24 protein-coding genes, 1 tRNA gene and 5 pseudogenes are annotated in these 23,313 nt (G+C 45.3%); 21 read left to right on the top strand and 9 right to left on the bottom strand.

Annotation, left to right across the window (positions count from 1 at the left end):
- Nucleotides 1-43: 43 nt before the first annotated feature.
- On the bottom strand, nt 44-709 hold the full coding sequence (locus MKY75_RS15815) for a cupin domain-containing protein (RefSeq protein WP_165149139.1): 666 nt from the start codon (nt 707-709) through the stop codon (nt 44-46).
- Between the two features lie 458 nt (nt 710-1,167).
- On the opposite strand from MKY75_RS15815, the gene MKY75_RS15810 reads away from it, so the two are divergent.
- The 6 genes from MKY75_RS15810 (at nt 1,168) to MKY75_RS15785 (ending at nt 5,762) form a co-directional block, all read left to right on the top strand.
- The gene (locus MKY75_RS15810; RefSeq protein WP_340885887.1) at nt 1,168-1,821 is read left to right on the top strand and encodes a cell wall hydrolase; all 654 of its coding nucleotides are present in this window, start codon (nt 1,168-1,170) and stop codon (nt 1,819-1,821) included.
- Between the two features lie 183 nt (nt 1,822-2,004).
- Nucleotides 2,005-2,355, top strand: a complete 351-nt coding sequence (locus tag MKY75_RS15805; protein ID WP_318627878.1) for a hypothetical protein — start codon at nt 2,005-2,007, stop codon at nt 2,353-2,355.
- A gap of 31 nt (nt 2,356-2,386) precedes the next feature.
- Nucleotides 2,387-3,373 (top strand): ketoacyl-ACP synthase III, encoded by a 987-nt coding sequence (locus tag MKY75_RS15800; RefSeq protein ID WP_165149141.1) that lies wholly within the window; start codon nt 2,387-2,389, stop codon nt 3,371-3,373.
- Nucleotides 3,374-3,574: 201 nt separating this feature from the next.
- A complete protein-coding gene (locus tag MKY75_RS15795; RefSeq protein WP_029517712.1) occupies nt 3,575-4,123 on the top strand; it encodes a GNAT family N-acetyltransferase in 549 nt (182 codons plus the stop codon).
- 133 nt (nt 4,124-4,256) lie between these two features.
- A complete protein-coding gene (locus tag MKY75_RS15790) occupies nt 4,257-5,360 on the top strand; it encodes a glycerol dehydrogenase (protein ID WP_029517711.1) in 1,104 nt (367 codons plus the stop codon).
- 186 nt (nt 5,361-5,546) lie between these two features.
- Nucleotides 5,547-5,762, top strand: coding sequence for a hypothetical protein (locus MKY75_RS15785; protein WP_013311038.1), 216 nt, complete (start codon nt 5,547-5,549; stop codon nt 5,760-5,762).
- A gap of 72 nt (nt 5,763-5,834) precedes the next feature.
- Here the strand turns inward: MKY75_RS15785 and MKY75_RS15780 are convergent, their stop codons facing one another.
- Together MKY75_RS15780 and MKY75_RS15775 are read right to left on the bottom strand one after the other, a co-directional pair.
- Entirely contained in the window at nt 5,835-6,866 is a 1,032-nt protein-coding gene (locus MKY75_RS15780; RefSeq protein ID WP_029517710.1) for a glycosyl hydrolase, read from the bottom strand.
- Between the two features lie 31 nt (nt 6,867-6,897).
- Nucleotides 6,898-7,176 carry a hypothetical protein gene (locus MKY75_RS15775; RefSeq protein ID WP_029517709.1) on the bottom strand — a complete coding sequence of 93 codons (279 nt, stop codon included), beginning with the start codon at nt 7,174-7,176 and terminating at the stop codon, nt 6,898-6,900.
- Nucleotides 7,177-7,529: 353 nt separating this feature from the next.
- On the opposite strand from MKY75_RS15775, the gene MKY75_RS15770 reads away from it, so the two are divergent.
- From MKY75_RS15770 to MKY75_RS15760, 3 genes are all read left to right on the top strand, one after another.
- Nucleotides 7,530-7,712 carry a hypothetical protein gene (locus MKY75_RS15770; RefSeq protein WP_029517708.1) on the top strand — a complete coding sequence of 61 codons (183 nt, stop codon included), beginning with the start codon at nt 7,530-7,532 and terminating at the stop codon, nt 7,710-7,712.
- A 53-nt stretch (nt 7,713-7,765) separates the two neighbouring features.
- A complete protein-coding gene (locus MKY75_RS15765) occupies nt 7,766-8,092 on the top strand; it encodes a YnfA family protein (RefSeq protein ID WP_029517707.1) in 327 nt (108 codons plus the stop codon).
- Between the two features lie 96 nt (nt 8,093-8,188).
- Nucleotides 8,189-8,341, top strand: a complete 153-nt coding sequence (locus tag MKY75_RS15760; protein WP_165149143.1) for a hypothetical protein — start codon at nt 8,189-8,191, stop codon at nt 8,339-8,341.
- A gap of 75 nt (nt 8,342-8,416) precedes the next feature.
- On the opposite strand, the gene MKY75_RS15755 is transcribed toward MKY75_RS15760, so the two are convergent.
- Both MKY75_RS15755 and MKY75_RS15750 read right to left on the bottom strand, forming a co-directional pair.
- Entirely contained in the window at nt 8,417-8,605 is a 189-nt protein-coding gene (locus MKY75_RS15755; protein ID WP_023989396.1) for a hypothetical protein, read from the bottom strand.
- Nucleotides 8,606-8,734: 129 nt separating this feature from the next.
- Nucleotides 8,735-8,893 carry a hypothetical protein gene (locus MKY75_RS15750; protein WP_013311032.1) on the bottom strand — a complete coding sequence of 53 codons (159 nt, stop codon included), beginning with the start codon at nt 8,891-8,893 and terminating at the stop codon, nt 8,735-8,737.
- Between the two features lie 236 nt (nt 8,894-9,129).
- On the opposite strand from MKY75_RS15750, the gene MKY75_RS15745 reads away from it, so the two are divergent.
- Nucleotides 9,130-9,215 (top strand) — tRNA-Leu (locus tag MKY75_RS15745).
- A 1,213-nt stretch (nt 9,216-10,428) separates the two neighbouring features.
- Here the strand turns inward: MKY75_RS15745 and MKY75_RS15740 are convergent.
- Nucleotides 10,429-10,758 (bottom strand): annotated as a pseudogene (locus MKY75_RS15740) (response regulator transcription factor); the annotation flags it as partial.
- Between the two features lie 918 nt (nt 10,759-11,676).
- Between MKY75_RS15740 and MKY75_RS15735 the strand changes: the two are divergent.
- From MKY75_RS15735 to MKY75_RS15700, 8 genes are all read left to right on the top strand, one after another.
- Entirely contained in the window at nt 11,677-12,258 is a 582-nt protein-coding gene (locus MKY75_RS15735; RefSeq protein ID WP_049816996.1) for a YkoP family protein, read from the top strand.
- A gap of 189 nt (nt 12,259-12,447) precedes the next feature.
- Nucleotides 12,448-13,086 carry a YqaA family protein gene (locus MKY75_RS15730; protein ID WP_029517705.1) on the top strand — a complete coding sequence of 213 codons (639 nt, stop codon included), beginning with the start codon at nt 12,448-12,450 and terminating at the stop codon, nt 13,084-13,086.
- Complete coding sequence (locus tag MKY75_RS15725) at nt 13,064-13,585, top strand: phosphatase PAP2 family protein (protein ID WP_029517704.1); 522 nt, start codon at nt 13,064-13,066, stop codon at nt 13,583-13,585. Before MKY75_RS15730 ends, MKY75_RS15725 begins: the two co-directional genes overlap by 23 nt.
- A gap of 24 nt (nt 13,586-13,609) precedes the next feature.
- A complete protein-coding gene (locus MKY75_RS15720) occupies nt 13,610-14,776 on the top strand; it encodes an MGDG synthase family glycosyltransferase (RefSeq protein WP_340885885.1) in 1,167 nt (388 codons plus the stop codon).
- 30 nt (nt 14,777-14,806) lie between these two features.
- Nucleotides 14,807-15,508, top strand: a complete 702-nt coding sequence (locus MKY75_RS15715; protein WP_029517702.1) for a polysaccharide deacetylase family protein — start codon at nt 14,807-14,809, stop codon at nt 15,506-15,508.
- A 22-nt stretch (nt 15,509-15,530) separates the two neighbouring features.
- A complete protein-coding gene (locus MKY75_RS15710; protein ID WP_340885882.1) occupies nt 15,531-16,664 on the top strand; it encodes an MGDG synthase family glycosyltransferase in 1,134 nt (377 codons plus the stop codon).
- Complete coding sequence (locus MKY75_RS15705; protein ID WP_340885879.1) at nt 16,661-17,887, top strand: MFS transporter; 1,227 nt, start codon at nt 16,661-16,663, stop codon at nt 17,885-17,887. The genes MKY75_RS15710 and MKY75_RS15705 overlap by 4 nt, the downstream gene beginning before the upstream one ends.
- A gap of 21 nt (nt 17,888-17,908) precedes the next feature.
- Nucleotides 17,909-18,223 (top strand): hypothetical protein, encoded by a 315-nt coding sequence (locus MKY75_RS15700; protein WP_029517699.1) that lies wholly within the window; start codon nt 17,909-17,911, stop codon nt 18,221-18,223.
- Nucleotides 18,224-18,442: 219 nt separating this feature from the next.
- Here the strand turns inward: MKY75_RS15700 and MKY75_RS25610 are convergent.
- Nucleotides 18,443-18,933, bottom strand: a pseudogene (locus tag MKY75_RS25610) (IS30 family transposase); the annotation flags it as partial.
- Nucleotides 18,934-19,298: 365 nt separating this feature from the next.
- Between MKY75_RS25610 and MKY75_RS15695 the strand changes: the two are divergent.
- Nucleotides 19,299-19,577, top strand: a pseudogene (locus tag MKY75_RS15695) (IS110 family transposase); the annotation flags it as partial.
- Between the two features lie 43 nt (nt 19,578-19,620).
- On the opposite strand, the pseudogene MKY75_RS15690 reads toward MKY75_RS15695, so the two are convergent.
- Nucleotides 19,621-20,125 (bottom strand): annotated as a pseudogene (locus MKY75_RS15690) (LuxR C-terminal-related transcriptional regulator); the annotation flags it as partial.
- Nucleotides 20,126-20,229: 104 nt separating this feature from the next.
- Here MKY75_RS15690 and MKY75_RS15685 point away from each other — a divergent pair.
- Together MKY75_RS15685 and MKY75_RS15680 are read left to right on the top strand one after the other, a co-directional pair.
- Nucleotides 20,230-20,388, top strand: a pseudogene (locus MKY75_RS15685) (serine hydrolase domain-containing protein); the annotation flags it as partial.
- A gap of 893 nt (nt 20,389-21,281) precedes the next feature.
- Nucleotides 21,282-21,617, top strand: coding sequence for a YolD-like family protein (locus MKY75_RS15680; RefSeq protein ID WP_318627884.1), 336 nt, complete (start codon nt 21,282-21,284; stop codon nt 21,615-21,617).
- Nucleotides 21,618-22,074: 457 nt separating this feature from the next.
- On the opposite strand, the gene cysK is transcribed toward MKY75_RS15680, so the two are convergent.
- A complete protein-coding gene (cysK, locus tag MKY75_RS15675; RefSeq protein ID WP_340885877.1) occupies nt 22,075-23,013 on the bottom strand; it encodes a cysteine synthase A in 939 nt (312 codons plus the stop codon).
- Nucleotides 23,014-23,313 lie beyond the last annotated feature (300 nt).

The following is a 23,313-nucleotide window of genomic DNA, read 5'->3' as shown; positions in this document are numbered from 1 at the left end:
GGAAAAGGTATTCCCTCGAACTTAGGACCTGACTAGAGTTAGCCTATTCTTGATAGGGATTAAAAGAGAAGCCAGGATATCCGTTAGTATAGGCGTAATCTCTTTGGGGGACGGCTTGATAGTGTGGTGAAGTATCAGCAAGCCTCACATGTATCCCAGGTTTTCGGGGGGGCTGCTGCTTGCAGTCATTGGGAGGACCGATGATGACAGGCTTTTTAATAGGGACGAGCGCTTCCTGAACCTTATTCTCATCCAGGCAGTAAGTATGAGCCATAATGTTATTTGGCGTTAGGCGCAAAATGTCAGATCCCAGTATAAATTCAGGGGTCGGGGCATCAAAAATCGTCAACAAATGAGTGTTATCCATCGTGGCGACCAGATAATGCCACCATCCTTGAGGGACGTTAGCCACTTGGCCAGGTGTGATCGGAAAATGTCGTAACTCGCGGGTAAAGGGGTTAATCAGTGACACGGTTACGGCTCCAGAGATGCAGTAGACCAGTTCTGTGGCATTTTGATGATAGTGAGGCTCCACAACATTAGCAGTGCTGAGGCGAATATCCAGCAGCGATACATTTGCCAATGTATTCAGCTGCTGGATCGACAGCTCGTTGATCGAATTTTGAGCATCCTTCTGAAACAAAACATTATCTCTTAAATCATAGGTGAATTGTACAGTAGGAGAGGTGTAATCCATATATGAATTCACGCGTCGTTTCCAGCCTTTCTGTTATTCGAAATTTGAGGATCGTACGCTACTCTATGCATACGCCCATATATGTGTGCGCGGAAATGTGATTTGAATTCATAGAAATCAGGCTTCGATCCCGGGTAAGTTAAAGCGAAAAATAGCGAAAAAAGTCACGTATTCAAGTGTGTCCAGAACATGCTCCATTGCTTTTTAATACACGTCATTCCTTTAGGGATGGCGTTTTATTTGCTTGGGTAGTCTTAGGACCAGAGCCGGATGATACGTAAATGCGGCTTGTGGTATACTGCAACGGACGTGTGAAAGCATGATTGTCCCATACCGTATGTAGCCACGCGTCATTTCTGCAGCTAGGCATAAGTTATGTCATAAGAAACATCATCGGATAAACGTCCCTGAGTTGTACAGGCCGGAATGGTTGCACCGGACAGAACATGAAAGAGGAGGTTGTCTGGAATATGAAAAAATTATCTATTTTAATCCTGTCCTGCGCATGTATGTTAGGTACTGTATTGTCAGTCGCACCAGGACAAGCACAAGCACAATCGTCAGCTTTGAAGAAAGGGGTTCAAAGCGAACGGGTGCTGGAGCTTCAACAGCAGCTTCATTCGCTCGGTTATTTCAAAGCCGGGTTTACTGGGTACTATGGTTCTCTGACCAGTAAAGCGGTGACTCGTTTTCAACGGGATAACGGTCTGACACCTGATGGAGTAGCCGGAGCTGCTACACAAGCCAAGCTGAAATCCTTCGGTAAGGTGCGCGTAACCGCGCTGGATCAACTGGCTCGTATCATTTATTCTGAGGCGCGCGGAGAATCGTTTAAAGGTCAAGTAGCTGTCGGCGCTGTCGTATTAAACCGTGTTCAGTCCGGCGAGTTTCCAAGCTCGATCCCGGACGTTATTTTGCAGCCTGGCCAATTCACCGCTGTACAGGATGGACAATACCGCCTGAAACCCAACAAGACTGCGTACCGTGCAGCCAGACAGGCACTTAATGGTGCTGATCCGACCAATGGGTCCTTGTTTTATTACAACCCGGCCATTGCCACAGCCAAATGGAGTAAAAGTCGCCCGGCTGTCATCTCACTCGGTCGCCATACGTTTACGAATTAATTTCACATGAGAATACGCAAATTTCTAGCCGTCAGTTGCTTCTTTAGGAGCAGTGACGGTTTTTTATATTCGCAAATTTGTAATATATTAGTGGTGATTCATCTGATTTAATATTAAAAATTCTACCTATTATTCCGATACTCTTAATAGACAAAAAAATGAAATTAAAGGAGTCTTTCTAAAATGAGTCAACATCCTTACACTATCGAAGTAGATCAAGCCATGAAAACGGTATATATGGCGGTGAATGGAGTGTTTAGCCAGGAGGAGTATGATAGCTTTGTAAAAGATTATGTAGCCAAAACCTCATCCATTCAGGCGTCCAGCTTTACACTCAAGGTAGATTGTACCCAGATGGCACTTTTGGGTCCGGGAGAAGTGGAAAAATTGAAGGGCTCATTTGTACGTTATAAAGAAACTGGATTTGCCAAAGTAATCTTTGGTATCAGCCTTCAACAAACCATTATTAAAATGCAGCTTGGTCGAGTAGCACGCGAAGCAGGATTAAACAACGTAGATATTGTTGTACAATAATGCGCTGACGTATGTGTAAGGGGGAAGCCTGATGAGCCATATCAAAATAAAAGCACTGGGTGTGTACCATCCGTCCCATTCGTTGGATAACGAATACTATGTTCGCCATTTTGACGAGCGGGGCAAGGATATTCGACGCTTCATGGAGCATATGGGCAGAAGACAGCGTTATATCATTGATGACCCGAACGAAAACGGTTTAACCATGGGAATTGCGGCTGCGCAAAAAGCTTTGGAACAGGCTGGTATGACAGGCTGTGACGTGGATATGATCGTGTTCTCCACTCAAGTTCCTGAGTCACTGTTTCCGATGAATGCCTTGTTTGTTCACCATGCGATTGGAGCCAGACATGATGTGGCCGTGATGGATTCCAACGCGAATTGTGCAGGGATGACAGTCGCTGTCGATCAAGCCAGTCGGTCGATGTTATCTAATCCTGACGTGCGGACAGCGCTTATTATCGGTTCGGATTATAATTCACTCATTTCCGGTCCGGAGGATGAGATTACTTATGCGAACTATGGAGATGCTGCATGTGCGGTTATTTTGGAGCGTACAGAAGAAGACACCGGATTTATAGATTCTATGTATTTTACGGACCCAGTCAATATAGATAAAATTTTGTACCCGGCTCAGGGATTAGCGGCAACACTCCAAAGGAATGCCCCCGGAAAATATATTCAGTGGCTTCCGTTCGATGCTAATATGGCCTTGCCTCCTACATTTGATCTGCTTGAACGCATTTTAAAAAAGAATGGGCTATCGCCTCAGGATGTACGGGCTTATTGTCTGTCTCAGTTCTCGTTAGCAAATGTATTAAAGATTCAGGATCACTTGGAGCTAGAGGATGCCCAAATGATTTATGTGGGTGATCGATATGGTTACACAGGAACCAGTAGCCCGTTCATTGCTCTTTATGAAGGTATTGAATCGGGTCGTATCCGGCGCGGTGATTATGTGCTGTTCTGGACGATTGGAGCTGGGTATCAGCTGGTTGCTATGTTGTTTAAATATTAGTTATGCGAAGACCTTGCAGCTGCAAGGTCTTTTTGTGTATCACACAATGACAATTGTAATGATTTGGTTGTGTTATGTTTGATTATTTTGTAAAATTTAAACATTGAATTCATAAGGGAGAGCTTATATTGCGGACATCGGATAGCATGATAATTATGACAGAAAACATAGCACACATTTCATAATAGGAGCTGAAGGGTCATTAAGATCGAAAATTTATTTTATGGAGAACGAATAAAGCTGGCCGCAGTCAGGGAAGAAGATGCCGAAGTGATGTTCAAATGGGGTGAGGATGCGAAGTATCTGCGAAATGTAGATACGGATTTAGCGCTTCCTTACACGTTAAAACAGATGGAGTCAGAAGGATCTCCCAGATCTAACGAGGTCTATTTTCGATTAAGAACATTGGCAGATGATGTCCTGATCGGATTTGTTGCTATCCACGGGATTGAGTGGAATAATCGCAGCGGACAACTGGCAATAGGTATAGGTAATACGGAGTACCGTGGCAAGGGCTTTGGGGCAGAAGCTGTAGGTCTCATTCTTCGGTATGCGTTTTATGAGCTCAATTTAAATCGGGTCGGCTTGGATGTGATTGAGTACAATACACAAGCGATCCGAACTTATGAGAAGGCGGGGTTCCAGCTTGAGGGTAGAGTTCGTTCCGCTGTTCTTCGTGATGGCAACAGTTATGATCGTATCATGATGGGTATCCTGTATTCTGAATGGAGCTCGACTGTTCAAGTATAATAGATACACAATTTGTTCATAAAATATTCCATAATAAGCCTTTTAATAATGTGAAAAGAGGTTTATAGTTAAGGGGTCACATGCCCAAATGGTTATTAATTTGAGTATGAGTCAAAGCTGAGGAGGAATTTACATGGCAAACGTTGTAAGATCCATCACTTCACCCAAGAAATTTATTTCTGGACAAAATCTGCTCTCGTCGTTAAATGACTATATTAAGGATTATGGCGATAAAGCCTTTGTTATCTGCGATGAGTTCATACTTGAAAGGGCCCAAAAGGAGGCAGGCGCTTCAATTGAAGCAGCTGGTAACCAAGTGGTCTTCGAGAAATTCCAATATGAATGTACAAAAGAAGAGATTGATCGTAACCGCGAATTGGTGCGTAAACATGGTTCGAACATTATCATAGGCATTGGCGGGGGAAAAACATTGGATACCGCTAAGGCAACGGCTTATTATGAAAAGCTGCCTGTTGTTATTTTCCCAACGATTGCTTCTACAGATGCTCCTTGTACCGCGCTTGCGGTTATATACAAAAAAGATGGCTCTTTCGATGAATATCTGTTCCTGCCTACTAATCCAGACGTTGTACTGGCGGATACAGGCATTCTGGCAGCAGCGCCTGCACGTTTCTTTGCAGCTGGAATCGGTGATGCACTGGCTACTTATTTTGAAGCTCGTGCTTGCTATCAGGCCAACGGGGATAACCTGGTTCTGAACAAGCCTTCCACTACAGGGCTGGGACTTGCTCGTCTTTGTTATGATACGTTGCTGGAAAATGCTGTGAAGGCCAAACGTGCGGTGGATCGTAAAGTATATACTCGTGCGGTGGAGGATACGATTGAAGCTACCATTTATCTGAGCGGTGTTGGTGCAGAATCAGGTGGATTGGCAGCAGCACACGCCATTCATAATGGTATGACGGCTGTTCCTTCGCTTCATAAAGCACAGCATGGTGAGAAAGTCACATTCGGTTTGTTAACCCAGCTAGTGCTGGAAAATGCACCGAAAGAAGAACTGGAAACCGTGATTAAACTGGTTAAGGATGTAGGCCTTCCATTGACACTTCGTGACTTGGGTGTAGAGGAATTTGTTGAGGCTGAATGGCGCCAAGTGGCTGAAGCTGCTTGTGCATCGAATGATACAATGGTCAACATGCCGTTCCCGGTTAGTCCTGCTGACGTGTACAATGCAATCATTGCAGCGAATGCAATAGCAGAATCCTATCAAGAATAGTTTCTTCCTAAATCACGAAAATGGGTTTGCAAAAACGGGTCTGTCACATCACTGGCAGACCCGTTTCGTGTACGTGCACTACATGTGAAACGAAAGAAGGATACCAGGGACTTATATCCTATCTTGTTCTGACCGATATACATGTAACAGGGAAATTAGGTTGGTTACACAGCAGGAGGAGATTTGATGTTGGTGCATGGTAAAACACGTAGGGGCAACTTGTACATCCATATGTCCAGCGGTTTTCACAAAATTGGAGATTATCGGGAAGAATACTCTGTAGCACCGGGTGATCGGCTGATGTCTAGACTGTCCAAGCGGATCTACACCATTGTATCCGTACATCTTGGAGAAGAGGCATATGCCGATATTGATCTAGAAGAGGTTATCAGGAATAGTTAGAGAACTTTATTTGGATTTTGGTATAAAAAAGCTTTCACTTTGCTTCTAGAGCGAAGTGAAAGCTTTTTTCTTTCAGTCCAGAGATTCATGAAGAAGGTCTCGTGTAATGATATTATTTTGGTTCATAAAATGTCTGATTGCTGCTTGTGAATTGGTTGCCGACAGTTCCTTACCCCATGTCATGGCATAGGCCCAGGCTGGCTGGTTCTGCAGCACCTTCGCACTCGGCAGAATATTACTTTCTCCGATTCCCATAGGCTTGCCCTGCGCAAGCTTTAGTAATTCGGTGTAGTAAGAGGATTTGTAATCATTGTTATAGATATCAGCTGCAAGAATATCTACCCGGTTAATACCTGGGAAGGAAAGATCATAAGGAGTGCTATATGCGTTTGGGGCATTGGGACTCCACACCCACAACAGGTTATCCAGATGATGGACATGAGTAAATCGATCATACATTAAATTCCACAACTTGGCGTAATTTTGCTTGTCTCCCCACCAAAACCAGTTGCCGTTCATTTCATGATAGGGCCTCCATAAAACAGGTACATCCGCGTCTCGTAAGGTCTTAAGGGACAGAGCCACCTCATCCAGATCGGCGATCAGTTGTTTATATTGCGGGGTACCTGGCGTGATGTAACGATTAAATTCAGCTTGAGTAATTTTTGCTTGTACGTTTTTCCACGTTTTGGGTTTGCCCGGTAGCGCCTGATGGAAGGTAACAGCTACGATTCCGCCGCCCCGACTCCATTGGATAGCACTATTCACAACATGCTGACGTTGCTCTCGTAGGGCCGTAAGAGACTGATTGGCTAATCCTCCAAACTCATAGCCGTGAAGCCCTGCGTATTGTCCGCTGATTTGTTGTAGCTTGTTATTTTGTTCATCCGGTGCCTCTAAGTAATCATGCTGCCCGGAAATTAGCATACCATCCGGTACATTAGATAGGTAGGCAAGTAATTGCTTGGCTTTGGCAGAGGCCTGAACATTAATTGGCGGGGCGGCATCGGCAACAATGAACGATTGCTGAGAGCCGCTGAAGAGTAAAACAAGCATTAGCAGTAGCACCCTCTGTAACCAAAAGCGTGTTGAGTGAGATTTCATGGCGCTCCTCCTTTGATGCATGGTAATGGGATTAGTATTTTTCTTTTTGCTTTCTAAGCTGTATATAGGCACTAATAATAATCACCAGCAGACTAATCATGGCCCATCCATTGAATTCCTGTGAGTGTATCCAGTTGTCCCATACAAGGAAGCCTAAAATTACAACGAGCAAACTCATTGTGAGATACATTTTGGTTTGTGCTGGACGTTGAGTGCGTTTCGAAATCCAATGTATGATGCCGAAAACGATGGCTGCCTGAAATAAAAATATACCCATTATCATTAAACTTGCTAAAAAGATTGGGGACATCGGTATCCTCCTCCTGGGTTTACAAACAGAATATGCAGGTTGTAAACGGAATGTGGATTCTTGGATGTGAATTTAATTGCAAGTTGAGTAAACAATTGAGCACTGGTTACGATCTTGAACAAGTTGACTAAATTATACCATAACTACCGTCCTGCAATGAAAGACGTCTAAATACCCACTCTACCTTGATTCGACATCAGACTTTATATTCAGCGAAATATTGACATAAGGGGGTACACTTCACATATATGAAGATGCAATCAGAAATATGTGGTAAGTATATACATAAAAGCAACGCGAAATCGACGGAAAAGTTTGGTATGATTAAAGTGGATTGAAAAGGAGGTACTCTTATGAATGAAGAAAACAGACCCTTCTCTAGATCAGCAGATGCTGAAGGAGCAAAAGCGAACTTTGATGCCAATCAGCGGAAGCTTCACTCCGAGGGAGTGCCTAGCTTATGGCGTCAGGTCAGCAACCTGCTGATTCTGGTTGGTGTGATTGCATTGATTATCATTTTAGGTCGAGTGCTCTAATGAGATATCCCAAAAAAATCAAAAAAAATTTAAAGAATTAGGGATGTGAAATGGTGCTAAAGGCAGCTTTACTTTTTATATTGGCTGGCATCGCTGAAATTGGAGGAGGATATTTGATTTGGCAGTGGCTGCGGGAAGGGAAGACATGGTATGTCGGACTTTGCGGCGGATTAATTTTAGCTGTGTATGGAATTATTGCTACCTTTCAGGTATTTTCCTCCTTTGGGCGTGTATATGCAGCATATGGTGGTGTCTTTATTGTTCTTTCCATTGCATGGGGCTGGTGGATTGATAAAAAGACACCCGACTTGTACGATTTCATTGGTGGATTGATTTGTTTGGTCGGTATAGCTGTAATCCTGTTTCCGCGATCAGGATGATAGGACGAAAAACCCTTTTTTTATTTTTAAAAACATGACTATAGGTCTACAAAAACAAGCTTCATATTCCGAAATAGAACTTAAGGAGGGGGTTCTATGAACTGGAATCAAATGAAGCTTAGATTGAAATTTGGCAGTACCATGCCAAAGAATGAAGGTAATTTCTCTTTTGGTATCATGTGTGGACTCTTAATCAGCATCGTGCTGTGGATCTCGATCATTGGCTGGATCATGCTGATCTTTAAGTGATTTTACGAAATCGCTGTACATATCAAAACAAATGCATTAAGGGCTACTTTAAACCTATGTCCTATTACCCATGCTTTATTTTGTGAAATCGTTACGTAACTTGTCTATCCCGCGACCTATGGCTTCATCGATCATATCAGTAGCAGCAGGTGTATCTGCATCAGTGTCAGGAATGCGATTAAATCCTGGCTCGCGCTTGTCCAGGGATTGTTTATGTTCAATTTGATCGTCAGTACGATTCTTTTCAGAGTTATTATCTCTCATAGCACATCACAGCTCCTTTTATTAGGTACATTCAGCTTCTATACTTTACATAAACGTTTGTACTCCAGACTAAACGTTGATAAAAATAAAACCGGGGGGAGTAAATCCCGCCCGGCACTTCCCAAACAACTAGCGATGCTCAATCAGATCAATCGCTCCCAGAACAACATGAGCCAGTCCGAAACCGAGAATGCCTGTAGCTGCAAGTTTGTACTTACTGCTCAGCAACACAGCGCCTGAAGCCGATACTACCGTTCCAAGAACAGCTGGAATCATACCTTCACGCATTCGTAACACCCCTTCTGGTAGTTTGGAAAGACGTTTATTAGTGTAATTCAAATGTGCATAAGTTATACAAAAAGAAAATTTTATTATTTTTTTTAAAAAACACTTTACAATCCGATGAAATTATCGTATTATATGTTGGTGCCCGGTTGAACGACATTTACATAGCGAGAACACTTCTGTGTTTCTCAGATACTTGTAAGACAAGTAAGTGTAAAGAGTAGCGTTCCTAAGATTATGCCGGGGTGGCGGAATTGGCAGACGCACAGGACTTAAAATCCTGCGGTAGGTGACTACCGTACCGGTTCGATCCCGGTCCTCGGCACTATCGTTTTTCTTTTGGATCCCTTGATTATCAAGGGGTTTTTTATTTTTTAGTGATTGAAATCCTCGTTTCCATATCACAGGATCACAGGGAGTGAGCGCCTTTTTCGCTCCTGGGGACGGATTGGGGACGAACTTTTGGATCGAAGACATCTAGGTGTGCTGTTGTTTTACGACTAAGCTTCTTGGTGATGTGAGCATAGGTATCTGAAGACACCTGAGATGTGGAATGTCGTATCGATGTTGAATCTCCTTGATAGATGCTCCCTAGCCAAGCAAATACGTTGCATTTGTATGGCGGAGATCATGAAGTGATACATTACGGAAGCTGTGCCGCTCACACCAGTTTTCCACTGCTGGGACGGCGTTGTATGGTAATAGGGTTTCCCTGTACCTGAATGAAAAACAAAGTTACGATCCCCGCCTTTCCATGTCCCATTTGCCTTTGTCTCAAACCTTAATTTCCGCATGCTTTTAACATGGACGGCCAGTTCCTCCATGTACCATTGTGGCATATCTACATAATCGTTAGATGCTTCATTCTTGGTAACTGTAATGTCCGCCTGGCCATTTTTGGTGCTGTCAACCGAATACTGGATTTTGTCACCAACGACTATGGACGGGGGACGAAACGAAACAAGAAAAGTGAAAATGGACTCAGGATGCCAGAAGTAAATTAGACCGTAAGGGCTTAAGCCTTTGCGGTCTTTATTGTAGGTGTCTAAAGTTCTAGACTGAAAAATAAAGTAATAGTCTGAATGAGAAATTATCTAAGATTAATACATTGGTCTCCTCATCAAGATACCAACCAGGTGTTTATCGTGCTCGAAGAAGAGATGTTCATTGATTTCCGCGATAGCCAAGTAAAGATTTCCCAAGATGTTGTTTATTGTACCAAGGGTGTCGAACACAAAACTTTCGCTAACCAGGAGTATCATATCATGTTAGTAGAGCCCAGGGGCGTAGTAAACACTGGCGAGACTGAGTCAGAATTAACAGCAGTCAATGATATTTGGATCTAATGCATTTAGCTTCAGTTCGATTACATCGTTAAAGTAACGGGACACGATAGTTCAACTTCACTTGCTGCTATGACGAGAACCGGATTCCCCTGTAAGGGTCCGGTTTTTTCTGCAACGCATTGCTTAGCGTACGATTTTTTCCGTTTCGTGAGGTGCCCCCTATATCGTGAGTACCATCGGGAAATTCTCCAGCTACACGATATTCTTCATTCGCGCCATTTCTATTGCTTCTTCGCGGTTGTTGACGCCGAGTTTTGAGTAGAGAATCGAGCAGTAATTGCGGATCGTTCCCTCCGATAAAAATAGCTTGGCGGCGATCGATTTGTAGCGCAGTCCGCTCAACAGATGCTCCAGAATCTCCATCTCGCGTTTCGTAAGCCCGTACGGGTAGTTTCCCTGACTTGAACCGATTTTCTCCAACTGCTCACGTTGACGCTTCATCTCTTCGAAAACTCGCGTAGCGACCGATTGGTCGATCCAGATTCCTCCATTATAAATAAGTTTCAAGGCTTCCTTCATCTCAATTTCCGAATGATTCAGACTATCATGCAATATAACTTCCCGATCCGTCAAGCGACAGAGGGTGGGGTAACTGCGGTTAGAACGTAGTTTAGCAAGCACGTCATATAAGACAGTTGACAGTTTGTCATGCGGTATATGTGACAGGTCCAAGTCAATGTCATCAAAAGCTTGGCGGTTTTATCACTGTTCGATTTAACAGTATCGGAGGTAAGATGAGGGGGTAAAGCAGAACAAGATTCTAAAATAATAGGAGCGATTGCGTTATGAAATCATTCACCATTCGAAAAGGAGTTGCACTTACTATAATAGCTATATTGGAGACGGATTCCTAACGCTGCTCTTTAACGATTCGCTACTTCAGGGATTTGAACTCACGTTCTTATTCAGCTGTACATTTCTTACAGGTGGTACGCAGAACTGAATGAATTGTTTAGCTTCGGCCGTAAGAGGGCGACGAATCCTTAGGTTGCAGGGTTTGTTGAAGAAGATGTCTATGAGGGGACTTTCCGTCATTTTCCCGGCACGCGCTGCACACTGCTTTAATTGAAGGTTTCCGATCAGCATCGTACCGATGTGATTCGGGTCATCCGGACTTTTCAGAAGGAGAAGCCATCTTATCAGTATTACCTGATTGGATTGTTAGGAGTGCAAATGAATCTCAACTAGCATGTAACGAAATTATTTTTGGTCGCACTTATATATCAGATTAAACTTGAGCGATCAGCGATGTGCATCAAATTGAGTGAAGGCCCCCCTCAAGACGGGCCACCATCCAGTACCTCAGCCCGGATGCTTTTTTGGTTAAATCCTCTATCATAAAAGTAACAAAAATAAGGAATTCACATAGGAATATTATTTCAGTTGGACAATTTCAATAAAATTTGTCGATTAAAATAAGAATGAGGGATGATTGGATCAATGTTGCTTCGTTTACGCAAATCTTCAATGCAGGCGGCCTGGATGGTGTGGGAAAGAGGGTTCGATTGGATTTCACGCTTTCGCGGCTCGCATACATCGCACTTTGGAATTTGCAAAGTCATGATTAAGAAACACCGAGGGGAGAGTATCGTCTGTGCGGACTCCACGATCATCAATAAAGGCGATCTGGTCGGGGAACTCCATCTCAATAATGAAACGATTCTGACGCTGATCAAATCCGAAGACTCAGACCGCGCGGCGCTCATGACGGCCCGGCTTACACGGAAATCCATGCAGCAGATCAGCGAGGCATTCGCAAGTCAGCCGGAGTTCAGAGAGGTGAAGGCGTTAGTCGGCGTTACGCTGCTTCATCGTGGTTTGATACATGGTCTTGGTTTCGAACAACAACCGATGAAGTCCGATCTGTTCCAACGCATTACAACGGCTTATCTCCGATTATTGTTATCCGTCATGCACCCTGAAGGCAAGAAGCGGATTGGCCGCAAGACCGAAAAATTGATACCGATGATGCTGATTCACTCCCGCAGCTCGCTGAGGAACCGATTTATGACGGTGAAGTGACGGTCCGTTTCAAAGGAGTTATGTCTACCCAAATCAAGCTCCAATTAATTAAAAAAAAGAAACTAAGAGCGTGGTGAGTAAGTTCCTGGAGGGCGGTATGGAGTTGGAAACACAGCGATTGGAAACCCATACCGCCCGGAGGCAACCTATTTTTCATCATGCTCTGTAACAAAGGCGGGATAGGCATTCATGGATAAAATTATGGAATTTTTACAGAACTTTGGAGCGACGGGACTTTTCATTCACGCTATGCTCGATGCGATTATTTTCCCCATCCCGGCGTTCTTCCTGCAGCTTTCTTTAAGCGCGGTGCAACCGGAGTCGGCTTTATGGCTCGCTACGGTTGGCTTTGCAGGAAGTCTGCTTGGGACACCGATCGGTTATGGGATCGGCAAGGTGTCGGGAAAGCATGTTATGGGTGGTGTAATGAAGAAAAAATGGCTGGATTCGGCAAGCGACTTATTTGCCCGCCGCGGCGAGGCTGCAATCCTGATCGGATCGTTCACTCCGATCCCATTTAAAATATTTACGATTTTATCTGGATGCATGAATTATCCATTGTGGAAGCTGCTCAGCTATGCGGCCATTGGCCGGGCGGTGAAGTTTTATGTAGTCGGTTTTCTCTTCTATATATATGGCCGTGCGGCAGAGAATATGGTGAACCAAGTTCTCACGATTACGCTGGTGGGCATTGGTGTTGCGATTGCGGCAATATGGTTCTTGATACGGAAGCTGTGCGAGCGGAGGAAGATAAGGGATGAACATCAACCGATCGAAAAAACAGGGAATGGAGGCGGAAAACAGGATGCAGTGGATAAGGCGAATTGATCAAACGATGTTCTTCTGGTGCAACCAGCGGCTGAGCAGTCGGGCAATGGACCGATTGTTCGGATGGATTACCCATTTGGGCGGAGCTTTGTTTACCATCATTTGCGCAGTGTCCTTGGCATGGTTCGCCGAGGGGGAGTTCAGCAGAATCGGGCTGCAAAGCTTGATCTCACTGGCCGTTAGCCATATCATTGCTGTCCTGATCAAGAGAAAGGTGCGCAGAGACCGGCCTTTCCGCAAGCTGGAGCAGGTGAAGGTAGGCAAATTCCCGTTGAAGGATTATTCCTTCCCATCCGGCCATACTACCGCTATTTTCGCCCTGGTTACACCTTTTATGTTGGCCTCATCGCCGGCAATTATGCTTGTCTTGATTGGTCTGGCCTTGTTGGTGGCCATATCCCGGGTTTATTGGGGTTATCACTATCCGATCGATTGTGTGGCTGGTGGGATGGTCGGATTCCTAACGGCGGTGCTGGTTGTTTTGTTCATGCATAGTTAAATTTCACGAGGGAGGCGATTGTTGATGAATAGCATGAAACGGGAAAAGCTGCTGATTCTGTCCGGCGCGCTCGGGGATGGACATATGCAGGCGGCCAAGGCGATTTTAGAGGCATCGGTGCTGTACAAACAGGGAGTAGAGGTGATCGACTTCATGCAATGGATCCATCCCCGCATGCATGTGGTTGAACGGTATTGCTTCCTGCAATGGGTGAAGCATTTTCCTTCCTCATACGGATATATGTATCAGAAGACCCGGACGGACAGTACACTTACTTTCTTCCTGAAGCATTTTCTCACGACCAGCCTGCAGCGGCTGCTCAAGCTTCTGAATGAGGAACAGCCGACGTTGATTGTCAGCACGTTCCCGCTGGCATCAGCCGCCATTTCCTTGCTTAAGGAAAAAGGGATGACGGATCTGCCTGCGGCAACGGTCATTACCGACCATTCCGATCACAGCTATTGGATACATCCGTCTACGGATCTGTATCTGGTTGGCTCCGAAGGCGTGCGTGCAGCTCTGCAGAGAAAAGGCGTTGCTGACCACAAAATCGCTGTAACGGGCATCCCTGTTCGCCCATCCTACAGTCAGCATGACAATAAAGACCGGCTGCGCGAGAAGCTGGCCTTGGCTCTTGACGCCTTTGTCGTGCTGGTGATGGGTGGCGGCTGCGGGATTATCGATAAATCCTTCATCGAGCAAATGCAATCTGACTCTTTTCCCCCTAACGTGCAATTTGTCATCGTATGCGGACGCAATGTGAAGTTGCTGTACCGCCTGCGTGAAGCGTTGGGAGACAGGGATAACGTCATACTGACAGGCTTCATGGAGGGAATCCATGAATGGATGGCGTCCGCAGACGTATTGATTACCAAGCCGGGCGGACTGACGACCTCCGAAGCGCTGGCGCTTCAGCTTCCCATGCTGCTGCTGGAGCCACGGCTGGGGCAGGAAAAGGATAATGCGGGTTATTTGATTCAAGCGGGAGTAGCGTATCTATGTCAGATTGACAATTTGCAGGATCAGCTTCAGCGGCTGGTTCAACAGCCTTCCCTATTGGAAGAAATGAGGGAGAAGGCAGGGCTGTGCAGACAGCAGGATTCCGCCAGACATGCGGTCATGCAAATTCTGAGCATGCAGAGCGATACACAGGAAGAAAAATGGGTTTGCTCCTTGCAGCAGTATGCTTAAGCTTAATTTTCACTAAGGAGGATAAAGACGTTGCTTGTTAAATATTTGTTGATTGGGCTCATAGGCTTCATCAGTCTGTATATGATAATTCCTAGTTTTCTGCCAAGAATGATCAAATTTGGAGCCTTTCGTAAGGGAACGACCAAGAACCAGGTAGCGTTCACGTTCGACGATGGGCCGCATCCGAGGTATACACCGGAATTATTGGATTTATTGCAGGATTATCAAGTGAAGGCCACATTCTTCGTGCTTGGCTCGCAGGCGGAGCTGCACCCGGATCTGATCAGAAGAATGGATCGTGAAGGTCATCAGATTGGAATCCACAATTACAATCACATCTCCAATTGGCTGATGCTTCCCTGGACGGTGCGGCGTGATCATATGAAACGGACCGCAGATATTATTGAATCCATAATTGGAAAAAGGCCGGATCACTATCGTCCGCCGTGGGGGCTCATGAACGCTTTCGATTTCTTTCATCCCAAATCGTACCGCATTGTACTCTGGTCCTTGAAGGCGGGGGACTGGCGCAGCAGAAGCTGCCGCAAGAAACTGAAGGCAACGCTGCTGAACGGAATTACGGACGGATCTGTTATTTTGCTGCATGACAGCGGAGATTCGCCGGGAGCGGACCGTCACGCGCCATATTTTATGCTTCGGGCTCTGGAGGAAGTACTGCATCAATTACAGGGACGCAACTTGCAATTCGTTCGTCTGGATGAAATGGCTTGACAAAGGAAATGAGGTGACAATAGTGGGACAGGAACCGCAAATTTTAATTTTAACGGCCGATTACGGAGAAGGTCATCATCAGGTGTCCAAGGTGTTGCAGCAAAGCTTGATCCGCAATGGTTATTGCCAGGTGGCGGTTGTCGACTTGTTCCGGGAAGCCTATCCTGTGCTGAACAAAATAATCCGCTATCTGTACCGGCAAAGCCTGTATGCAGCCAGCCTGGGCATTCCCTATTACGGATGGACCTACCATCTGACCAACCAGCTTCCCATGAAGGGAAAGATCGCAGCCTGGATGAACAGTCTTGGCGGCGACAGGCTCAAGAAAATCATCCTCCAGTACCAGCCGGAAGTCATCATTTATACATTCCCGTTCGGCAGCTTGCCAAGCAGCGTGGCATTATCTGCGATCCGTCCCCGGACTGCTGTTGTCATAACGGACTTTGACGTTCACCGAAGATGGCTGTTCGCCAAGCCGGATCATTATTTTGTCCCTGCCAGCGACGTGAAAGAGGCCATGGTCAGGCAGGGCGTCCCCGAGAGTCGTATTACCGTGACCGGAATTCCGGTCAGAGAGTCATTTCATGATGCGGCAATGAGTGGTCCCGGCTCCGTTAAAGAAGCAGATGAGCATGTGATTCTGCTTATGGCTAACGTCTGCGGCACATTGCATTCGCTATCGAGGCTCATCGGGAAGCTGCTGCTCTTGTCAGGCGTTCGCATTCAAGTGATTTGCGGCCGGCAGGAAGGATGGAGACGGAGGCTTGCGGAGAGCTGGGCGGATGATGCAAGAGTGGATGTATTCGGCTTCACCGATCAATTGCATGTTCTGATGAGCAGCGCCTGCTGCGTAGTCACGAAAGCGGGAGGCGTTACACTATCCGAGACGATTCAGGCCGGGGTTCCAATTTTCATCCTAAATCCGTTTCTGGGGCAGGAGAAGGTAAATGCCCTGTATTTGCAGCGCAAAGGAGCGGCAGTCGTGGCCTTTACGATTCATGATCTGGTGTTGCAGATACAAGCGATGATCTCCTCTGAGCAGATCAAGCAGTCGATGATGAACGGGCTGCTCGCAGCAAGGCAGAAAGCGGCTGCGGACCTTATTGTCCGGCATTTGTTTCCTGAGGCAAGTCCCTTAAGAAGGAGTGGAATATGATGAGCGGGAGGAGCGCGTTCAAGCTTTCTACTCTGACGCTGTTCACGGTGCTTTTTTGCACAGAGTTTGTCCGAAGCGCTTTCTTGTTCTCGTTCCTGCCGAACTTTGCCGTCAACGAGTCGGGGCAAACCGTTGCTTTGGTCGGTCTTGCCGTCTCGCTTCATTATACAGCCGATACGCTGATTAAATGTGTGGCTGGATATTTGCTGGACAGGTTTTCGCTGCGCTGGCTGCTGCCCGCCACTTTCGTCCTGATGCTGTCCGGACTAGCCGCCGTGTTCTTTAGTCCGTATGCCTGGGGGCTTGTTGCCGGTTCCGTGATGCTTGGGATGGGGGCGTCGCCTATATGGCTCATTTGTCTGGAGAAAGTCCGACTTACGGAGCGGGCGGCCCAGATGGGAGCGATATACACCGTGTGGTTGGCCTGCATCGGTCTGGGGCCGGTCACAATCAATCTCACCTTCGATTATGGCTTCGAACCTGCCTTCCGGCTGATGGTTGCGCTGCTCGCCGTCGGCTGCATCGCATCGTTCGGGATTAACAGAACAACCCCCTTGCATCTCCAGAATGTCAGCTTTGCCGAACAAGCGGCAGGACTGCGAAGAAGGCTCGTTCAGCTGAAATGGCTGCTGCCAGGCATGGTCCTGCAGATGACCGCCGCGGGACTGCTGCTGCCGATACTGCCCGGTTTTGCCGCTGACCAACTCGGTCTGAGCCAGCCGCAATATTCGCTAATGCTCATATTAGGCGGGGCCGGCGCGATGCTGTTTCTTGTCCCGATGGGAAAGCTGGCCGATCGATGGGGGCACAAGCAAATGCTGTTCGCCGGTTTCGTATCGCTTACGGTCGTATTGGCTCTGTTAGTCGTATCCATGCCGCCGCCTGCATTAACGATGCTGTTTGCCTTTATGCTGGGATTGTCTTACTCAGCCGTGCTTCCGGCCTGGAATGCGGTGCTGTCGTACCTTGTTCCGGAGGATCAGAAGGGGGCCGGGTGGGGAGTACTCTCCGGGATTGAAGGGCTCGGTATTATGATTGGCCCGGTCATCGGGGGAGGGATAGCCAGCCAGTATACGAATGCCGCTGCCATTAGCATCAGCGCTGCTTTACTGGCGGTTCTTGCACTTTTTTATTTGATTTTGCCGCAAAACAAGCTTGTCTCGGCTGGCGGGACTTTGCAGCACAAGAGGGAGAACGCTCATGGACCTGATCGGGTTAGTTGAACCGAGTATGGATACCTGGTCTTGCTCATCGGCTTGCCGCTGGACTTCATCGCGCTCCCCATTCCGCCGAGTACACCTGAAATCCAAGCCATCGAAAATCATCACGATACAAGCCTCAGTTCATCTACCTCAGTACAAGAAGCTGGTGAAGGTGCCGATTTTAATTACGATTCTTTAAAGGATTACATTGCCTATGGTCTAACTTATGATAAGAAAGAGGACAGATTTCTCTTCAATGACAAGCAAGTCAGATTGTTTGTTGATAAGGATATAAAAAATGAAGGTAGATCAAATAACTTTTACTATGATGCTAAAGGAAATCCGATTTCAAAGTGATTAGAGATGATAACAATAAGATAATCAAAATAACGGAAGTTCATGGGAGTGAGTTACAAGCCTTAAATAAAACATTTGGATTTATAATAACTGATGGAAATTTACAGTTTGAATAAGTAGAGTCATTATATAAGCTACTGAAAAAGCCTTAAACCGTAAAAGGTGAACGAATACCAGTGAAATGATGGTTTTCTTTCACCTTTTTTAATAGACGGATTGTCAAGACAAGTACAACAGTTTCTCCTGTAACGATTCGTGAGAGGACTTCCATCTTAAGTTTTTCGGGGCCGGTTGTTAATCAGGGCGAGAGCCTGCTCCAGATCAGCATCTGTCACCAGAGCGAAGTTATGCCCCTTTGAGATAAATTCACGCTCAAGACTTGGCATTCTCGTTGGAGTCTCGTTGCCAGGATGAGTACGGGTCGGCGAAATAGACACCCACGCCGTACAGTCGTTCCAACTCTCTGTGACAGGCGAATTCTTTCCCCACGGTCGCGCTCCGAATCGCAGACATCGGATACTGAGCCGCCAATAAGCCAAACGCGATCTTTATCGATAATGCCGTGCGATCGTCATATAATCACTTGGTAAAAACGTGTTTTTGCCACCACGATGTGTCGACGCAAGCTTACTCTTTCCTCGGCTGGAAATGACCGTATCCGGCTCCCAGTGACTGAAGGTTTTCCGGCTACGGATCGTATTGGGACGCTGCAAATCAGGCCGGGTATTATGAATCGATATCAGGAAAATTGGTTTAGAACAAGTCGTGGTTCAGTACAGCCAGCATTTTCATTTTACAAATGAAGATTTACACGAGGAAGTTGCTGCTACCCAACCCTTGATAAACTTTCAAATACATAAATAATCAGTCAATTTAAAATGCCGTTGCAACGGAGAAAGTAATCACTATTTATCAAGTTTGTCCCCTATATTGATAATGAAGTGGGTTTAGTTTTTATATGAGCGTAAGTTGAAATAAGAGGTTTCAGAATGAAAAAGACTCCTTGGTATGATGTAAATGGGTCCAAGATGCTGGCCAGCGACGGGATCCAAAAACAAACCAAGGAGACTACAAGATGAATTCTACTCAAAATGAACGTATTAATCAAATCACTTCTTCTACCTTAATTATCGGTGTAGACATCGCTAAATTCAAACATGTCGCCCGGGCACAAGACTACCGCGGAGTCGAGTTCGAGAAGGCTATTACGTTTGAGAACGACCGTGAAGGCTTTGAATTGTTCGTTAGCTGGTTCAGAAAGATTGCGACGGAGCAAGGGTTCCAGGACGTCATCGTTGGCATGGAACCAACCGACCACTACTGGTTGAACCTGGCCCATTTTTTGAAAGAACAGCACGCGACCCCTATATCGTGAGTACCATCGGGAAATTCTCCAGCTACACGATATTCTTCATTCGCGCCATTTCTAATGCTTCTTCACGGTTGTTGACGCCGAGTTTCGAGTAGAGAATCGAGCAGTAATTGCGGATCGTTCCTTCCGATAAAAATAGCTTGGCGGCAATCGATTTGTAGCGCAGACCGCTCGACAGTTGCTCCAGAATCTCCATCTCGCGTTTCGTAAGCCCGTACGGGTAGTTTCCCTGACTTGAACCGATTTTCTCCAACTGCTCACGTTGACGCTTCATCTCTTCGAAAACTCGCGTAGCGACCGATTGGTCGATCCAGGTTCCTTCATTATAAATAAGTTTCAAGGCTTCCTTCATCTCCCGCGGATGAATCGACTTCAGCATGTAGCCTTCTGCCCCGCGCTCCAATGCAGTTGCTGCCTGCGAGGAATCCTTAAACGTTGTCATGAATACAACCTTCATATCAGGCCATCGTTGTTTCATCTCAACTAAAGCTTCAAATCCCGCCCATTCCTTGCATACGAATATCCATTAGCGAGGGTCAGACGGCAACTTATCAAGCTATCAATAAAGCTGCCAATACCGACAATATTTTATCGTAGGAATTCGCAAAAGAACCCAAGAAAGAACTCAACGAGAAAGAAAAGAAAGCATCGGGAAGAAGTCAAACACGTCATGGATCAAGTAGTTACCAACAAAAGAGTTCCAAGTGTCGTGGCAGGCGGGCTACAGGATGGGGAACGCTGGTCCTACGCAACGGGTACAGCCAGTTTCGAAGTACCACGCCCGGTGGAGCCGGCTCACAATAAAATAATCAATAAGGAGTTTGGCCGTTAAGTTTAAAGCCGACATCGCGTCCTTTATTTGAGGGCGGATGTCGGTTTCTGCTGTGATTAACCGTCGTTTCATGCAATCGAGGCACAAATGTCCGCATTCAGAATAAAACGATAGATAAGATTCACGAGGGGCATAACGACGGCGTATTTTATATTCGGTCGGTCAAGCTCTACTATCGACTTCTTTACCACTCCCGCCAACAGATGGTTTACCGCCAAAATCGTAAAATAGGTTAGACGCAAATTCGATATAGAGAATAAGAAGAGATATATGGATTTTTAGAAATACATAGTAGGTATAGACAACGTAATATTACTAACCTACACATTGCACCAGACTACAATTTCTATTTAAAAAAGACTTCAAGGAAAATCAAACATTAAGACTATTGTACAAAAATATCAGAATTTCGTATATGTTATTCCGCTAACGGGATACGTTAGTTCAATGGAACAGCGACAGTCTAGGACATTATTTTCTCGTACTGGTTGTCACTGTTCCAATTTCAAAGTCCGTCTAAAACTTATTTTATGGAGACTAGCGGTATGACAATTCGAAAGATGCATAGAATAATGTCGATACAATCGTATGGAACAATATAGGAGATGAATTTGAGGGAAAGAAACTTAATCATTATTCAAAACTTGATCTAACCAGGTGAATATGCGGTGGTTAGCCAATTTTAATGCTCCAAAATTTTCATTTTATCCCTCTGATTTTGTATTTTCGTCTAGTCTATCAGACCTAGGAATATTTTTCTAGGACAAAAGTTTTGGATGCGGTATACAAAAAGCCTTGTCTAGAACGTATGTTCGGAATATAATTTCTACATAATACATCAGGAGGCTACATACATGTCGAAAAAATTAGAAGGTAACGGCTTATGGGAAAGCAGCAGGATTATCATACCAGAACACAAGGAAGCATACTTAAAACTCATGAAAGACCGTCAGCGGAGAGGCAAGCCGGAACTTGACGATCAGGAAGTCCAGTTGATCGAGCAAGCGCTTATAGAGTCCTACAACACACGTCAACCTATAACACTAGTGGTTTTTAGCCCGTTCGGTGACGAAGAACTCACAGGTGTAATCACGTCTATAAATACTGCTCGCAGGGAAGTGAAACTGTTTCGTGGCGAGGATGATTTTAGTTGGATCAAGTTGGAGGATATATTTTCAGCAAGTATCTAGCAAAAATCTAAGGGGAGTAAATATTCTACTGACGTTATCCAACAAACAAGAACTGTTTTCAACCGCCTTACTTACGATAATTCAGTCGGAGTCTTTCTAGGAGCATTTGACGCTGGTGTTTTAGCTGATTAATTAAAAAACAGAATTCTCATATCGCAATCGAAGACTTCCTGATGACGATGCGCTACACCCGCATCAAGTTAAAGAAAGAGGCATACAGATTGGTACAAGACTACTATGGGGAAGCCTACTTTTACAGAAAATCCTGATGAGCTCCAACAACATCGCGCTGGACCAAGGTAACTTTTTCTTCACTAACGGTCCATTTGTTGTGCAAAAAATGGACCGCTAGCGAAGAAAGAAATCAATTCAGGTTAATGAAACAATTCTATGAGCTCTTGCTTGTGTACTTGGAAAATTAACAAAAGAGGCAGCGGGATTCCTGCCTCTTTTGTTATTATTCTACGTCTGAGAAAAGCGGAGTGGACAAATAACGCTCACCTGTATCAGGTAATATGACCACGATCGTCTTGCCTTTGTTTTCTGGAAGCTTCGCAATTTGTGTTGCTGCATAAACCGCAGCCCCAGAAGAAATACCAACAAGCAGCCCTTCTGTTTTGGCAAGCAGGCGTGCAGTTTCAAATGCATCTTCGTTTTTAACTTTGAAAACCTCATCCACATATTTTTCATTAAAGTTATTTGGAATGAAACCAGCACCGAGTCCTTGTAGCTGATGTGAACCTGGAGTACCCCCAGACAGCACTGGTGAATCGAACGGTTCGACGGCTATCACTTTTACAGAAGGTTTTCGTTCCTTCAATCCCTGGCCAACGCCCGAAATAGTTCCACCTGTACCTACGCCCGCAATAAAAATATCTACACCGCCATCCGTATCATGCCAGATTTCTACAGCTGTAGTTATGCGGTGGATTTCTGGATTGGCAGGATTGCTAAACTGCTGTGGTATGAAAGAGTTTGGTGTTTCGGCAGCCAATAGTTCAGCACGCTTGATAGCGCCTTTCATCCCCTCGGATCCCGGTGTTAACACAAGCTCAGCACCGAACGCAGTCAAAAGCTTGCGACGTTCGATACTAAACGTTTCAGGAAGTGTAATTATAAGTTTATATCCAAGAGCCGCAGCTGCAAATGCAAGTCCGATTCCAGTATTTCCACTCGTTGGTTCGATAATAACGGAGTCTTTATTGATTAAGCCTTTCTCCTCAGCGTCTTTAATCATAGCATATCCAATGCGGTCCTTAACGCTACCAGCCGGATTGAAATATTCCAACTTAGCTACCACGTTTGCCTCAATATTTTGGATTTGGCTGTAGTTCAACAGTGCTAGCAAAGGAGTATTTCCAATTAATTCAGTCAACTTTTGGTGAATTTTAGTCAAAATTATCCCTCCAAACAATTAATTCATATCTACTTACTGTGACATAGATATTATCACGAATTTTTCTTCATAACCATGTTCTGTTAATTCATAGTGAGGAGCGGGAACGGATGGAACAGTTTAAACCTAAGGTACTACTCATAAAAAAGTAGTCCAAGCTTATTCAGAACCTGAGAGTCATTAAGAATGTATACAGTGTATCCTTTTACCTGCTAACCTAGTGGTCGGCGGATAATGAATTTGTATTTAGTAGAAGGCAAAAAGAGCGGTAAGGAATTAATCCTTCTGCCTCACCGTTAA

Origin of the sequence: Paenibacillus sp. FSL L8-0663 (genome assembly GCF_038008125.1) — a bacterium.
Classification (GTDB): domain Bacteria; phylum Bacillota; class Bacilli; order Paenibacillales; family Paenibacillaceae; genus Paenibacillus; species Paenibacillus polymyxa_D.
Note: the sequence above shows the minus strand (reverse complement) of the source record. Positions and strands in the feature narration are given on the sequence as shown.